Source organism: Actinocrinis puniceicyclus, from assembly GCF_018283645.1.
Lineage (GTDB): Bacteria > Actinomycetota > Actinomycetes > Streptomycetales > Catenulisporaceae > Actinocrinis > Actinocrinis puniceicyclus.
Genome location: NZ_JAGSXH010000015.1, coordinates 12,708 through 27,730, shown reverse-complemented (window position 1 = coordinate 27,730; position 15,023 = coordinate 12,708). Strand labels below are relative to the sequence as shown.

Sequence of the window (15,023 nt, the reverse complement as noted above, 5' to 3'; positions counted from 1 at the left end):
ACCTCCTGACGGTGCGCGAGTTCGAGGCCCGGGCCCGCCGGATCCTCGACCCGGTCCACTACGACTACATCGCCGGCGGCGCGCGCGACGAGGTGACCGTGCGCGCCAACGAGGCAGGTTTCGCCCGGCTCAGCCTCCTGCCACGGGTGCTCGGCGGCACCGCCGAGCGCGATTCGGCGGTCAGCATCCTCGGCACCCGCGCCTCGATGCCGGTGCTGGTCTCGCCGACCGCGTTCCACCGTCTGGTGTGCGCCGAAGGCGAGATCGCGACCGGACGCGCGGCGGCTCGCGCGGACACGATCCTGATCGCCAGCATGGCGAGCACCGTCGCCATCCGCGAGGTCGCGGCCGCCGCCCGTGCGGCCGCGACCGACCGAGACCCGGCCCTGTGGTTCCAGTTGTATCTCCAGCCTGATCCGCAGGACACCCTCGCCCTGGTCCGGCGGGCCGCCGCGGCCGGCTGCACCGCCCTCGTCGTCACCGTGGACTCGCCCGTGCTGGGCGTGAACGAGCGCAACGTGCGCAACCGGTTCCACGACCTGCCGCCCGGCCTCGCCTGCGAGAACCTGCGCAACCTGCGCGGCGATGAGCCGGACACGGTGCGCCGGATCGGTATGTCGCCGGAGCTGAACTGGGACGACGTGGACCGGTTGCGTGCGCACACGAAGCTGCCTGTGCTGCTCAAGGGCGTGCTGCATCCCGAGGACGCGCGGATCGCGGTGGATCGGGGCGTGGACGGCCTGCTGCTGTCCAATCACGGCGGCCGCCAGCTCGACACCGTCCCGGCCACGATCGAACTGCTGCCCGAGTTCGCCGCGGTCGCCGGCCGGAAGGTCCCCGTGCTGCTCGACGGCGGAGTGCGGCGCGGCACCGACGTCGTCAAGGCACTCGCACTCGGAGCGACCGCGGTGGGCATCGGCCGGCCGCTGGTGTGGGGCCTGGCCGTGGCGGGCGAAGAAGGCGCGCTGCGAGTGCTCGAACTGCTGCGCGCGGAGCTCGATCACACCCTCGCGCTGTGCGGAGCCCGCGGCGTGAAGGATCTGACACCCGACCTGGTCCGGTCGGCTCAGGCGGGCGCGCGATGACGTCGGCCGGCTTGACCTGGATCGCGGCGTTGGCGGCCGTGTCCGCCGTGGCGAGCCTGCCCTACTGGCTGCCGGGAGTGGTCGTGGCACTCAGAGTACGCATATTCGTGCTCATCAACGGCGACGAGGGGATCGCGGTGCCGGGCGACCGCGTCGGCGTCGAGGACTTCAAACGGCTCTACACCGATCCCGCGGCGAACGGCCGCAGCCGTGGCGCCGCGCTGTCCGACCTGTTCTGGTACTGGCTGGCTCCAGGCCCCGAAGTGCACCAGGAGCATCTGGAACCAGGACCGCGCTATGACGACGTCGCCCGCACCACCCGCAGCACCCTGACGAGACTGCGCCGGGACGAATGGGCCGAACTGGTCGCCCGCTGCGCCGACCGCGAGCTCGACCGGCTCGCCGCCCACAAGCGTCCCGGCCGAGCCCGGGAGGTACGGCTGCGCGACGCGATGATGCCGCTGTGGGCCGCGGTCTACTACGAGGTCGTCTTCGACGAGCCGTGCCCGGATGAAGCCAGGGACCTGATCGTCACGAACGCCGACGATGTCGTCAGTGCCCTGAAATGCACGGGGCTGCGCCACATGGGCCGGCGCGACCGGCTCACCCGCTATCTTCGGGCCAGGCTGGCCTCAGGTGCCGTCCCGCACGCGCTGCCCGCGGCGCTCGACGACGCGGAACAGGTCTACTACCTGCAGGGCACGTACTTCAACACGGCCGTCGTGCAGATGTCCGAGGCGATGGCGCACCTGCTGCTCGCCCTCGCCGCCCGGCCCGACCTGCAGCGCCGGCTGCGCGAGGAACCGGAGGAGACCGGACTGATCGACCGGGTGATCGACGAGACCCTCCGGGTCTACCCGCTCTTCGGCGTCGCGCACCGGATCACCTCGGCCGACATCGCGCTCGGCGAGGCCGCGATCCCGGCCGGTTCGGTACTGCTGTTCAACTATCCCGCCTTCCACCATTCCGGCGCGCCCGACGCGGCCGCGTTCGATCCGGACCGCTGGGGGCGCGACCATGCCGAGCAGTTGCGCCACATCCCGTTCGGGGTCGGCGCGAACCGGCCCTGCCCGGCCCGCGCGGTCGCCCCGCTGACCATGCGGGTGGCAGCCCGCCGCGTGCTGCGCCGATACGCGCTGGCCACCGCGGCCGACCACAGCCGGTCGCTGCCCAACCGGGGACCGTGCCTGCTGTTGCCGCTGGGCGCCGACCCCGACGCCCAGCGCCCGCCCGCGCTCCGCCTCGCCCGCCAGCGGCTGCGCGACCGCTGGGAGGACGTGTGGCGCAGCCTCGTGCAGTTGGTCCTGGGCACCTACATGGTCTGGGACGCCCGGCGGCTGCGCCTGTGTACCACCCACTTCGCCTCCCAGGACGGCAGCCGATGAGCGTCAGTGTCCTTTCCCCGCGCTTCTTCATCGCCGTGGTCGTGATCCTGCTGGTGTGCCGCCTGGTGTCCTGGGCGATCGGCCGGGCCGGCCAGCCGCCGGTCGTCGGCGAGATGATCGCCGGTGTGCTGCTCGGCCCTTCGCTGCTCGGCGCCGTCGCCTCGGACGCCGAGAACGAGCCGTTCCCCGCGCTGCGCCGCCTTGCGATCGCACGCGCCAGACGCCGCGGCCCCGTCCGACGCTGCTTCTCAAACACGCTCTGGAACCCGCCCCCGACCGAACAAACCTGTTAAGAAGAACTCTGAGAGAGTGTGCCATAATGCGGAACGATGATCGGGTCGGGCACCGACGAGACACCGCGGCTGCTCCTCGTCGAGGACGATGTGGAGCTCGCCGCGCTGCTCGAACCGCTGATCGCGGGCGAAGGCTACAGCGTGGACGTCGCCTACAATGGACAACGCGGCCTGCATCTCGGACTCAGCCGGGCGTACCGCGTGATGGTGATCGACCGGCGGCTGCCCGGCATGGACGGACTGGACCTGCTCGCCCGCCTGCGCCGGCGCTCGGTGACCGCGCGCGTGCTGATCCTGACCGCGCTCGGCTCGCACCCCGAGCGGGTGCGCGGACTCGACAGCGGCGCGGACGACTACCTCTCCAAGCCGTTCGACCTCGACGAGCTGCTCGCCCGGATCCGGGCGCTGGACCGGCGCTTCGCCGACGGCGCCGACCTGCTCCCGCTCGGCACGGGCTACCTGGACCGGCAGGCCCAGGACGTCGTGCTCTGCGACGGGCGCCGCGTGCCGCTCTCCGCGCGCGAGTTCGGCCTGCTGTTCGCCCTCGCCGTCCGGCCGCGGGCCGTGTACACCCGAGCCCAGTTGCGGGCGCGGGTCTTCCCCGACACGACTGCGCAATCCGTCGTCGACACCTACGTCTACTACCTGAGACGCAAGCTCGGCCGGCAGGTCGTGCAGACCGTCTACGGCCTCGGTTACCGGATCGGACTGCTGTGAGCGGGCCCACGTGAGCAGGACGGCGATGACGCTCGGCCGGCGCCGCTCCGCCGTCACGCCGGAGCGGCGGATGCTCGCCCGCGCCACCGCGGTCCTCGCCTGCCGGATCGCCGCCGGCTTCCTCGCCGCGCTCACGTTGCTCGGCTTCAGCATCTACCGCGTCGTGCTGACCGAACAGCACAACCAGGCCCGCCAGCAGCTCGAGTTCGAGCTCGCTTTCGGAAACCCGGATCAGACGACGCCCTGCCTGTGGCTGTTCGAGATCGTGGACGGGCAGACGCCGAGGGGCCGGGCGGCGCCGGAAGGTCTCCCGCTCGCCTCCGCCGTGGCCGCCGCGCGCGACGGCGCGCCGCCCAAGCGGACCAGCTGGGCCTCGCACGGCGCGGTCTACGACGTGCTCACCGTGCGACACGGCGACGTCGTGCGCCAAGCCGTCCTGGACACCTGGTATCAGCAGGCCGACCTCGACCATCTGGTACGAGCCCTGGTCCTGGTGGGACTACTCGGCGTTGGAGCCGCGACGATCGTGGGAGCCGAGGTCGGCCGGCGGTCCATCGCGCCGCTCGGTGACGCATTGGCAAAGCAGCGCCGGTTCGTCGCCGATGCGAGCCATGAGCTGCGCACTCCGCTCACCCGACTGCATACCCGCGCCCAACTGCTGCTTCGCAAACCCGCCGAACAGGTACCCGAGCCGTTGGCCAAGGAACTCGGCGCACTGGTTCGGGCCGCGGGGGAACTGAACGAACTGATCGAAGACCTGCTCGTCTCGGCCGCGCTGCACAACGACCCGGAACGCTCGCGCATCGTCGACCTGGCAGCGCTTGCGCTCGAGGCGGCGGAGGCGGAACGCCCGCGGCTCAACGGCCGCACCCTGGAGGTGGAGATCGGCGACTGCGAGGCCGCCGCGGACGCCGCCTGCGCCTTCCTGGTCAACGGGGCAGACTCGCCGCTGCGCCGGATGATCGCGACTCTTCTGGACAACGCCATCGGCCACACCGAAGCGAGCGGCCGCATCAGGCTGCGCATCCGCTCAGCCGACCGGGGCCTGGTCGAACTCGAAGTCACCGACGACGGAACCGGCTTCGATCAGGCCGACAGCGAGCGGATCTTCGAGCGGTTCGCGCAGAGCGGCCACCCCGGGCCGCACCGCTTCGGCCTCGGTCTCGCGCTGGCCCGCGAGATCGCGGCCGACCACGCCGGCACCATCCGCGCCGAAAGCCGACCCGGCAGGGGCGCCATCTTCACGGTCCGCCTTCCCGCCGCGAAAGCCGCCGTGGAGCCCACCCCTGTCACTCAGGCTTCTTCCTAGCGGAAGATCACGACGCAGCCTCATCCACCGATCGACGTCCTCGACGGCCGTGCGGGCGCACTGGCGCACGTGGCAGCTCAACCCAAAAAGCATTCTCATTCACAGGAGCGAGAGCGCATGGTATTTCCGGACTCGGTTCTCCACGCATTGGCGGCGCGGCCGGAACACGTCGCCGTGGAGGACGGCGGCCACGCCGTGACCGGCGCCGAACTGCTTTCCATGATCGGCACCGTTGCCCGCGGGCTGCGCTCAAGCGGCATCGGCCCGGGCAGCGCAGTAGCCATGGACTTGGACGTCAGCGCCGAATCAGTAGCCGCATACCTCGCGGGTTACACGCTGGGCTGCCGGGTGGTCGGCGTGCACCCGGGTTATTCGGCACCCCAGCGTCGGCACGTGCTCACGCGCGGCGTGGACACGGTGCTCACCGGCGATCGGGTGGCCGGCCTGCTACGCGGCCCGGCGGCCGACCCTGTGGTGCTGGCTCGGCCGGACGACGTGGCGCGGGTGGCGTACACCAGCGGCAGCACCGGCCTGCCGAAGGGCTGCATGCAGACCTACAAGGCACTGTCGGCTCACTGGTCGTGGGGTGCGGAGACCTGGTGCGCCGATACCGTCGAACTGGCCCGGAAGACCGGTCGATATCTGCTCTTCGGCACGCTTTCCAGCGCGGTGGTACAGGACTACCTGGCGCTGTGCCTGCTGTCCGGCGGCACCGCCGTGATCCCGCGACTTCCCGCACCCGGTGAAGGCCCGCTGTTCCCCGGCGTGTTCGAGCGGCTGCGCGCCACCGCGACGATCATGAGCGTGCCACGGCTGTACCAGATGCTGGATTCGCTGCGGGATGCGCGGTTCGGCTTGTCCACCGTGGCGGCGATCATGGTCGCCGGGTCGCCGCTGCCCGCACACCGGCTGGCCGAAGCGGTCGAACTGCTCGGCCCGGTGGTCTACTCCTCGTACGGTCTGACCGAGACCGGCGGGCTCACCGCGTTGACTCCGACGGACATCGCCCACGGCGTGCTCGCGTCGGTGGGACGGCCGCTGCCCTCCGTGGACGCAGACGTCCGAGACGGCGAGATCTACGTACGCACGCCCTACCAGATGTGCGGATACTTCGACGAGCCGGAGTTGACCGCCGAGACCTTGACGCCGGACGGCTGGGTCCGCACCCGCGATCTCGGGAGGCTGGAGGGCGGCTACGTGTATCTGACCGGTCGCGCCCGCGAAGTGATCATCGTGGACGCCCTGCCGGTGTACGCGGGCCCGATCGAGCGCCTCCTGGCGGCACAGGAGGATGTGGACCAGGCATACGTGGTCGGCGCCCCCGACGACCGGCGCGGCGAGGCGGTGCACGCCTTCGTGGTCCCGCGCCCGGGACGCCGCCTGGACCACGCCGGCCTGCGCCAAGCGGTTCGGGCCGAACTCGGCGAGCTCAGCGTGCCGGAGACCGTCACCGAACTGTCCGAGGTCCCGGTGGCCGTCAGCGGGAAACCGGACAAGGCCGCCCTGCTCGGCCTGCTCCGAGGCCGGCAAACCGATTGATGGTCACGGGCCTCTTGCGTACCTGTTGAGCAGCGGAGTACGGCGCGGCCGACCGAGCAGATCGGGCGTCGCGCGCGGCTGCGGACCGCCGCAGCGATCAGGGCGACGGGGCAGCAGCCGGGGAGACCGCGCAGTTGATCATGTACCGCGGTTGCACGGGCGTGCCCGGCAGCGCGGGGCCGCACGGACCGGCGAGCGCGAAGAAGTCCTCATCGATGTTGATCGTGACGCCACCGTATGTCGCGTCCGTGCTGCTGATGAACTGATGCACGCGGTGCCCGCGCCAGTGACCGGCCGGGTCGGCGCCGGGATCGTCGTCGGACTGACCGTTCCAGTTGGCGACGTCGATGACGTCCGGTTCGGTCACGGTGCCCCAGCCCGACATCACCGCGCCGAGCGCACCCGTCTCGCTGCCGTAGACCGCCGCGCGGTAGCGCAGCGCGTGCAGTTCCGTGGTCCAGGCGGCGAGGAACTGCTGCGCCGTGGTGGTCTGCGTCGCGGTGTAGCCGCCGCCCTCCATGTCGTAATACAGCACCGCGCCCTCACCGATGCCGAGGGCGGAAGCCTGGGTCACGGCGTCGTCGGCGCTCGCCGTGCCCTGCGTCACGGCGTCGGTGACCTTGTTGAACACGATCTGCGGACCGACGTAGACCGGCAGCAGGCGCCATCCCGCACCCGTTTCCGCGGCCACCCACGACGCGGTCAGGTTCGGCTGGGTGCACGCGCGGCCGGCCCCGCCGATGTAAACCCCTACCGCTCCGAACGGCGATCCGGCCCACGCCGTCATCTGCGCAGTGCTCGGGGCAGTGCACGCGTCGAATCCAAGACCCGTGTAGACCTGTGTGAACGACGCGACCGTGGCCGGCGTGACAGAACCCTGGATCGAGCTGAGTTTCGCCGTGGCGCGCGCCGCGACGGCGGCCGTCGACGTGCTCGGATAGGCCACGGTGGGCGCCGGCACATGTGCCGCGGCAAGGAGGCCGACGACAGACTTGCGGTCGGTGCCGTAGGAGGCGACGATCGCCACTCCCGGCAGTGTGGCGCTGATTCGCTGGTCCAGCGTGTTGTCGACGGCGCTCGCTGCCGTCGCGGCGGAGGAAGGTTCGACGAGCACCGCACCCGTGACCACGGTGCCGTTCGCCGCCGGGCAACGCTGGTCGCCCGACGGCGTTCCGAAGTAGACGGCGTGCGCGTCGAAGCGGACGCACGCGGTCGGATTCCTTGTGAGATCGACCAAGCGCCATCCGGCCGGAACGGAGAACTCGTGGCCGTGGAAGGAGACCGCTCGGGCCACACCGGAGACGTCGGCCGACGAAGCAGAGCCGCGCGGATCCGGGGCCACCGGCCGCGCCGAGCCCGCGGAGTCCATCCTCGAATCAGACAGCGATGACGAAGCCGGGAGAGCAGGCGTGGGACCGGTCAGGGTTCGGGCACCGGGCTGCGCCGCCGTTCGCCCGCCCGCTCCCGCGTCCCCGGTCTCGTTGGCCGCCAACGCGGTGCCCGCTGTCGCGAGGAGGATCACCCCGGTAAGCCCCGAATACCAGAGCCCAGACCGTTTCCGAATATGCACAGGATTCCCCGTCGTCCGTGCCGAGATCTCACAGCAACCGGTCGATCGTAGCAGGGTACTCATTAGCGGGGCGTGGTGCCGTCCAGCGCCGGGGGCGCTCGGCTGCCCGGCAACCGGCTCCCGGGTCGGGCCCGGGGCCGCGCTGTGCGCATCGGCCCCGGGCACGGCATCTGAGCGAAACCTCTTATATCAGCCCACGGTGCACGCGTTCCCGTTCACGCTGAACGCGGTCGGGGAGGCGTTGCTGCTGTTCCATGTGCCCTGGAAGCCGAACGAGGTCGAGCCGCCCGCCGGCACGCTGCCGTTGTAGCTGACGTTCGTCGCGGTGACGCTGCTGCCGTTCTGGGTGACCTGGGCGTTCCAGGCGTTGGTGATCTTCTGGTCGCCCGGCCAGGCCCAGGTGACATTCCAGCCGGTCCAGGCCGCGCTGCCGGTGTTCGCCAGGATGATGTTCGCGGTGAAGCCGCCGGTCCACGCGTTCGGCGTGTAGGTGACCTTACATCCACCGGACGACGACGACGCGCCGGTGGTCACGGTGACCGTGCCGGAACGCGCGGACTTGGTCCCCGCGGTGTCCGTCGCATAGACGGCGAAGGTGTAAGCGGTCGAGGGGGTCAGACCGCTGATGGTCGCGGAGTTGGTGCTCGGCGACGCGACCACGCTCTGCGTTCCGCCGTTCACGCTGACCACTTGGTAACCGGCGATGCCGAGGCTGCTCGTGGAGGCGGTCCAGCTCAGGTTCACCGAGGTGGAGGTGACGGCGGAAGCGACGGGCGTGCCGGGAGTCGTCGGCGCGGCGGCCGTGCCACCGGGTTGCAGAGTGACGACGCTCGCCGTGTACGGCGCGATGACCTGCGAGGTCGCACTGCCCGTCGCCGCCGTGCCGATCGAGTTTCCGGGCGGCGCGAGCGTGGACACGCTCGGCGCGCCGGAGGCCGGTGAGAAGCCGCTGTAGCCGAGCAGGACCTGGTAGCTGTTAGCGGGGTCGTCGTTGACCAGCATCACGCGTAGCGAACCGTCGGCGGCCTTGACCGCGTACGACTGGACCAGCGACTGGCTGGAGGACGCGGACACCAGCGTGTCGCCGGGGTGGATGAACTGGCCGAGCAACTTCATCCCGTAGTAGGCGGGGAACGGGGTGTCGGCAGCCGGTTCGCATACCTGCGCGCCGTTGATCGTCGCACAACTGGCGTCCGACAGCACGCCGTAGTCGCCGTAGGTCGCGGTGCCGTAGAGCGAGGAGCCGTTGTCGCCCGTGGTGACGATGCCGTTGTGGATCTGCCACCAGTCGACGCTGGAGACGCCGCTGCGCAGCCAGCCGAGGTAGTCCTGCTCCAGGTAGAGCGCGTTGACCACGCTGAGGGTCTGCTTACCGGGATTCGACGACACCGAGTTCGTCTCGGTGATCATGATCGGCACGTTCGCGCTGCCGCTGTACTGGCTCAGCAGCGAACGCAGTCCGGAGACCATGGTCGGGATCTGGGCGCTGGCGCCGAGCAGGCCGGCGTCGGTCGGTCCGGGCGGGGTGATGGTGCTCGGGTTCTGCGGATACCAGTGCACGTCCGCGAAGCCGATCTGGTTGCCCAGCGCCGAAAGCACGGTCTGGTTCCACGGCTGCGGGCTCGCGCTGTTGGTCACCCCGTCGGGCCAGTTGCCCGGGGCGGTCAGCACCACGCCGATCACGATGCCGGGGTCGACCGCCTTCATGGCACTGATATACGCCTTGACGTTCTGCGCGTAGACGGCCGGCCCGCAGTTGGTCGGGCTGCTGCTTGAGGAGCAGTGCCGGTCCGGTTCCCAGCCGGTGCCGCCGTAGGTGCCGTTGCCGTAGATCTCGTTGCCGATCTCCCAGTACTTGATGCCGTAGTGGTGCGTGACATTGGCGTAGCGCACCCAGTCGGCGGCCACCTGTGCGCCGGTCTCGACAGGGCTCTGCGATGCACCGACCGCGTCACCGGTACCGTAGTTGACCGTGATCATGCCCTGCGCGCCGGCCTGGCTCAACATCGCGGCGTACTGGTCGAAGTTCACGGCCTGGGCCACACCGGAGATCACGTCGGTGTTGTTCTTCCAGTTGTACTCGTCCGACTCGGTGCCGCCCGGGAAGCGGACCAGCCCGACGCCGGCGTTCTTGAGTAGCCCCGGTACCGCCGCGTCGGTCAGATCCGCGTCGTACACGGATCCGTTCGTGCCGATCGCCGTCGCGGGCACGGTGCCGAGCGACTGGCCCGCGTCGACGTTGACGGTCACGGCGCTCGGGGTGGAGTTCGGCGTCACGGCGGCCTGTGCCGTCGCCGCCGGAGCCGCCAGCGCGGCCGCGGCCGCAAGCGCGGCGGCCGCCGGAACGAGCGCCGCCGCCGGAGCCCAGCGGCGCGCGCGGGTCGCGCCGCGACCCTCCGGTGCGCTGCGGGCGCGCGTTCTCGCCCGCGCGGTTGACGCTCCTGATGTGATCATCGAATGATCTCTCCGCTCATCGGATGTCTGGCTCTTGCCGGGGTGCCCCGTCCGAAATGGGAGGATCGATCGCATCGCAGCCGGGAGTCAACACGAAGGCGACCGCCGAGATCAACGCGCAGCGCAGGCCCGTCGCCCCCCGGAAAGTTTCGCTTGATCGCGCACGCCGTCCGCGTGCGTGGCAGACCGCGCAGGAGGGCCGCAAGCGCGTCGCGCAGCGGCCTGCCCGCACACTCCACGCGGGCCGCAGTTCGTCAGGGCTCTGTGTCGTCCGCGTCAGGTTGAGGATCGGCGCAACTACCCGGTGCGCACGCACACGGCGCGCATGGCGAGGGCACCGTCGGCTCAACCGGAGCGTCCGGGGCCGGCTCAGCCGCGCGAGCCGCAGTGGAGATCGCGACGCCTCCGCCGACGACCAGCGCATACATCGCTGCGGACTCGATGTTCGCAAGCCGCTGCGCCACGGTGTGACGGAAATGAGCCACCGCTTCCGCGGATTCGATCCGGACGTGCGAGCCCGTGTTGACGTAGTATCCGGGCGCGTGCGGATCGAGAGCGTCCATACCGGGGATGAGCGTCTCCAGCCGGTCGCGCAAGAGCGCGCACTCCTCCAGCAGGTCATGCAGTCGCGCTGGTTCGACGAGTAGATCCGCTTCGGCGAGCCGCGGCAACAGCCGCGCACCGAGGCTGCGCGCTCGCGGGGAACCCCACACGGTCTCACGCCACGAGTCGAAGCCGGCCGATCCCGCCGCCTCGGTGGGCGGATCGAACAGGTCGCGTCGGCCGTCTTCGCGGTCGATGAAGACTTGCACCGCCAGGTCCACGGTGGCAGTAGACCACGCGCCGCGCGCCGACCCGCCCGGCTTCGGCACGATCACGCCGAAGATGCACCGCAGCGACGTCCGCGCAGCGCCGAATGCGCCGAGCGCTGCGGCCAGGCCGGGCCGGGCCGGACCACGGCACGTAAGGTCAGCCGGATGAGGGCGCGTCCGAGTGCCGGTAACCGCAGTGGTCGAGTACCAGCTCACAGAACATCGCCTCCGCCCAGGAGAACCACGCCCGGGTCCACGTCGCGGGCCGGTCGGCGTGGAAGGACTCGTGGATGCGGGTCGTGCCCGCGTGGGTGTTCAGCAGAGTGTCGATCGCGGCGCGCCGGTCTGCGGGATCGGTGCTGGTGAGCGCGGCGGCCGCGATGGCGAGCGGCCAGACGTGTCGGCGCGGGGTGTGCGGGCTGCCGACGCCGCGGGCCGCCGGCCCTCGAAAGTAGTACGGATTGCGCTCGCTCAGGACGAACTCCCGGGTGGCCGTGTAAACCGGATCGTCGGGCCGGCAGCAGCCGAGCAGGGGCAGCGCGAGCAGGCTCGGGAGATTCGCGTCGTCCATTTCCAGAGCGCCGCCGCGTCCGTCGACCTCGTAGGCCCAGCGCTGCCCGGTGCGCGGATCGTCTACGAGTGCGTAGCGGGCGACACCCGTGTCGATCGCGCCGCGCAACCGCCGGATCCGGGTGAGCAGTTCGGCCGCCCGCGGCGGGCGGACGGCCACGGCGATCTCGGCGAGGCGCCCGAGTACCGCGGAGGCGAACAGGTTGCCCGGCACGTTGTAGCCGTAACGCACGGGATCGTCACTCGGACGGAAACCGCTCCAGGTCATGCCGGTGACCGCCACCTCGGGCCCGCGGCCGCCGCGGGCGAGTGGTCCACCCAGGACTCCGGGCAGCAGCCCGGCGAACACACTCGGCAACGCGCCTGACCGCGCGCCCGGCACAGGGACGCGCGGTCGGCGGAACCGGTACGCCGAAAGGCGCTCGTGATCCTGTTCCGTTTCCCAGGTGTGCAGGATGCGCTCGACCGCGCCCCAGAACCGCGGGTCGAAGATGTCGGCGCGTCCGTAACGCCGCCAGATCCGGTAAGCCACCAGCAGCGGATAGCAGAGCGAGTCGACCTCGTATTTGCGCTCCCACACCCACGCGCGGTGTCGAGGACAGGACGGCTCCGTCAGGTCCCTGTGATGCCCGGCGCCGTTCGGCCGCGGGTTGAAGGCGTTGGCGTAGGGGTCCAGCCGGATGTACTCCAGCTGGCGGCGCAGCACGGCGACCGCGAACTGCTCGGCCTGCGGGCCGCCGCCCACCCGCAGCAGCGGCATGAGTTGCGCCGCAGAGTCGCGCAGCCACATCGCCGGGATGTCGCCGGTGACCAGGAACACGGTGCCGTCCGCGAGGTGCCGGGCGGCGCGGCCCTGAAGCTCGGCGAAGAAGCGGGCGACGATGAGCGTCGCCTGCTCGCTGCGGACCACGGCGTTCACGCGACGGCCGACGGCGGCGAGATCGTCGTTGTTCGCGTCGGCCATCGAGCACCTCTCGGGACAGGTTCGTCGTCACGCCGCCCGCTGGAGAGCTGGTCCACAGCTGGTCCAGAGCTGCTCCGTGTTTGAGAAGCGCCGGATGGCGCGTGAGACCGCAAGACGGCGGGGCGCCCTCGGACACCCTCGCCGGGCCGCCCCGTTCAGCTCGGTGACCCGGCGCTCACGCTGCCGGACCCGCCGCTGCCGCTGCCGGTCCCTGCACCCGGGTTGGGCGCCGCGGTGGAAGCGGTCGGCGCCGGGCTGGAGGTGTCCGGCGGCGTGGAGACCGACGTGCTCGGCGGCGGCGCCGGACTGGTCGGCGGCATGGCAGAGGACGCCGACGTGGCGGGCGGCGGCTCAGGGGCCTTCGGCAGAGGGAAAGCCCCCGGCGCGTAGATGTCCGTCACATAGACCCGCGCACCGCAGCTCGCCGTAAGCGTCACCACGGCCGTCGGCGTCGTGCCCGTGACCGCGTAGCCGAGGTAGTAGGTGGAGTTGGGGGTCGGGCGCGCGCTCGGCGTCGGGGACGCGGAAGCCTGCGGGCAACCGCTCGACGCCCACGCGAACTGGAACTGATACGCCTGCCCCGGGTTGAGGACCATCGTCGCGCCCCAACTCGGCACGGCCGGCAGCAGCGCGGCGCCAGCCGGGTCCTCCCGGAGAATCACCACGGAGGAATCGGCGGTCCCGGCGGCGTTGGCGACGGTGAGCACCGGGGGTCCGACCACGACGCAGGGACTCTGCGCGACCGCGTCTACGTGCCCGTACTCGACGCCGTTCACGGTCGGGCCCAGTGTGGTGGTCGTCTTGAGCGAGTCCGCGGTGCACATCGGCACCTTCGCCGCGGCCGCCGCCGAGGGGGTCGCCGTCACCGGAGCCTCCGGACCGATCGCCAGGCCCACTGCGCCGTCACCGCCGGTCGACCACACGGTCTGGCCGCTTTCGCCGGCCGTCGTGGCCTGCCCGGAACCGCTGCCGCTTCGGTCCGGCGTCCCGGAATCCCCGCCGAGACCGACCGCGCTGGTGAGCGTCGGCACCAGGTCGAAGCGGTCCCCGGTGGCCAGGGTCACGGCCATGGCGAGCATGAGCACCCCGGCACTGCCGGCCAACACCATCCGGTTGCGGCGACGAGCGTGCGCCTTGCGCTGGATGCGGACCAGGCTCCCCTCGGGTGGACCGCCGGTCCCGACCGCGGCCACCCGGACCCGCAGCGCCCGGGCCAGATCCAGTTCGGCCGCGGAGAGCAGCCCTTCGCGCAGCGCCGAGCGCACCTGCTCCGACTCGTCCGTGGGCCTGCCAGCCGTCTGAGCCGGGCCGTGCCATGCGCCCCCGGCGTCGTGCTCTTCCCCGTCCGGCGAGTCAGACCACTGCGCAGGGGGCTGCGGGACCGCGTGGCCCTGCGCTCCGTACCGCCGCGCCGCGGGCCCGAGGGGTCTGCCGGTCCCCGAATGATTCGCAGGCCCCCCGCCCGGGCGGCGTGATGGCCCGCCTTGCGGCGGGACGACGCCGTCCTTGCTCATCGATGCTCCTCCATGCGGGCGCGCAGCGCCTCGATGCCGCGCGAGCCGTAAGCCTTCACCGAACCGATCGACACTCCGAGCGCTGTGGCGACCTGAGCTTCCGTCAGATCCGCGTAGTAGCGCAGCACCAGCACCTCCCGTTGGCGGCGTTGCAAACCGCGCAGCGCCTGGATCAGCGCGTCACGCTCCAGTGCGTCGTATGCACCCTCCTCCGCGCTCGCGGCGTCCGGCAGCGGCTTGGGCAGCAGGCGCAGGCCGATCAGCCGCCGCCGCAGGGTCGAACGGGACAGATTCACCACCGTCTGGCGCAGGTAGGCCAGCAGTTTCTCCGGCTCCCTGACGCGGCCGCGCGCGGCGTGCACCCGGATGAATGCCTCTTGAACGACGTCCTCGCAGGACCCCAGATCGTCGAGGAGCAGGGCGGCCAACCGCAGCAGCGACGTGTAGTGCGTCTGATACGTCTCCGTCAGCAGATCGGCCGTCACATCGACGTCAGTCGCCACCGCGCCCCCCACGGCATCCGGCGCCATGTCTGCCTTGCCAGGCTCGACCGTGCTCGCGTCGGACGCCGCGTTTGCGGCGGACGTCACCTCGGCAGGCACGAGCGGACCGGACGTGGCTTCCGGCATGCCATCCTCGATCGATCGGCGCTGCGCAGAGAGCGGACCGGCATCCGTACGCCGGTCCGCTATGCCTAGGCTCCGGTCGGTCATGGTGGCGATCACGACGGTTAGACATTCGAACCCCCTCCAGCGTTGTACCCCATCCGAGTGGATCTGTGGACGGGGTACCGGGGGTCGGTTTTCACGAG

The 15,023-nt window shown here is 71.1% G+C and carries 12 protein-coding genes; 6 read left to right on the top strand and 6 right to left on the bottom strand.

Translation table 11 applies throughout. The annotated features are described in order from the left end of the window. Window positions 1–5: 5 nt before the first annotated feature. The 6 genes from KGA66_RS06810 to KGA66_RS06785 all read left to right on the top strand — a co-directional run bounded on the left by KGA66_RS06810 (window position 6) and on the right by KGA66_RS06785 (window position 6,328). Complete coding sequence (locus tag KGA66_RS06810) at window positions 6–1,085, top strand: alpha-hydroxy acid oxidase (protein WP_246507139.1); 1,080 nt, start codon at window positions 6–8, stop codon at window positions 1,083–1,085. Further along, on the top strand, window positions 1,082–2,470 hold the full coding sequence (locus KGA66_RS06805; protein ID WP_211465754.1) for a cytochrome P450: 1,389 nt from the start codon (window positions 1,082–1,084) through the stop codon (window positions 2,468–2,470). Before KGA66_RS06810 ends, KGA66_RS06805 begins: the two co-directional genes overlap by 4 nt. Then, complete coding sequence (locus KGA66_RS32435) at window positions 2,467–2,763, top strand: cation:proton antiporter (protein ID WP_211465752.1); 297 nt, start codon at window positions 2,467–2,469, stop codon at window positions 2,761–2,763. Before KGA66_RS06805 ends, KGA66_RS32435 begins: the two co-directional genes overlap by 4 nt. Window positions 2,764–2,799: 36 nt before the next feature. Further along, on the top strand, window positions 2,800–3,480 hold the full coding sequence (locus tag KGA66_RS06795; protein WP_211465750.1) for a response regulator transcription factor: 681 nt from the start codon (window positions 2,800–2,802) through the stop codon (window positions 3,478–3,480). Window positions 3,481–3,490: 10 nt separating this feature from the next. Next, window positions 3,491–4,789: a sensor histidine kinase gene (locus KGA66_RS06790; protein WP_211465748.1), complete on the top strand. Its 1,299-nt coding sequence runs from the start codon at window positions 3,491–3,493 to the stop codon at window positions 4,787–4,789. Between the two features lie 117 nt (window positions 4,790–4,906). After that, on the top strand, window positions 4,907–6,328 hold the full coding sequence (locus tag KGA66_RS06785) for a class I adenylate-forming enzyme family protein (RefSeq protein ID WP_211465746.1): 1,422 nt from the start codon (window positions 4,907–4,909) through the stop codon (window positions 6,326–6,328). Window positions 6,329–6,425: 97 nt separating this feature from the next. Here the strand turns inward: KGA66_RS06785 and KGA66_RS06780 are convergent, their stop codons facing one another. From KGA66_RS06780 to KGA66_RS06755, 6 genes are all read right to left on the bottom strand, one after another. Continuing rightward, on the bottom strand, window positions 6,426–7,697 hold the full coding sequence (locus KGA66_RS06780) for a glycoside hydrolase domain-containing protein (protein ID WP_211465744.1): 1,272 nt from the start codon (window positions 7,695–7,697) through the stop codon (window positions 6,426–6,428). Between the two features lie 390 nt (window positions 7,698–8,087). Then, window positions 8,088–10,352, bottom strand: a complete 2,265-nt coding sequence (locus tag KGA66_RS06775; protein WP_211465742.1) for a cellulose binding domain-containing protein — start codon at window positions 10,350–10,352, stop codon at window positions 8,088–8,090. A 254-nt stretch (window positions 10,353–10,606) separates the two neighbouring features. Further along, entirely contained in the window at window positions 10,607–11,176 is a 570-nt protein-coding gene (locus KGA66_RS06770; RefSeq protein ID WP_211465739.1) for a hypothetical protein, read from the bottom strand. A gap of 145 nt (window positions 11,177–11,321) precedes the next feature. After that, window positions 11,322–12,698, bottom strand: coding sequence for a glycoside hydrolase family 125 protein (locus KGA66_RS06765; protein ID WP_211465737.1), 1,377 nt, complete (start codon window positions 12,696–12,698; stop codon window positions 11,322–11,324). Window positions 12,699–12,853: 155 nt separating this feature from the next. Continuing rightward, on the bottom strand, window positions 12,854–14,212 hold the full coding sequence (locus tag KGA66_RS06760) for a hypothetical protein (RefSeq protein ID WP_211465735.1): 1,359 nt from the start codon (window positions 14,210–14,212) through the stop codon (window positions 12,854–12,856). Then, the gene (locus KGA66_RS06755; protein WP_211465854.1) at window positions 14,209–14,742 is read right to left on the bottom strand and encodes a SigE family RNA polymerase sigma factor; all 534 of its coding nucleotides are present in this window, start codon (window positions 14,740–14,742) and stop codon (window positions 14,209–14,211) included. Before KGA66_RS06755 ends, KGA66_RS06760 begins: the two co-directional genes overlap by 4 nt. Between the last annotated feature and the right edge of the window lie 281 nt (window positions 14,743–15,023).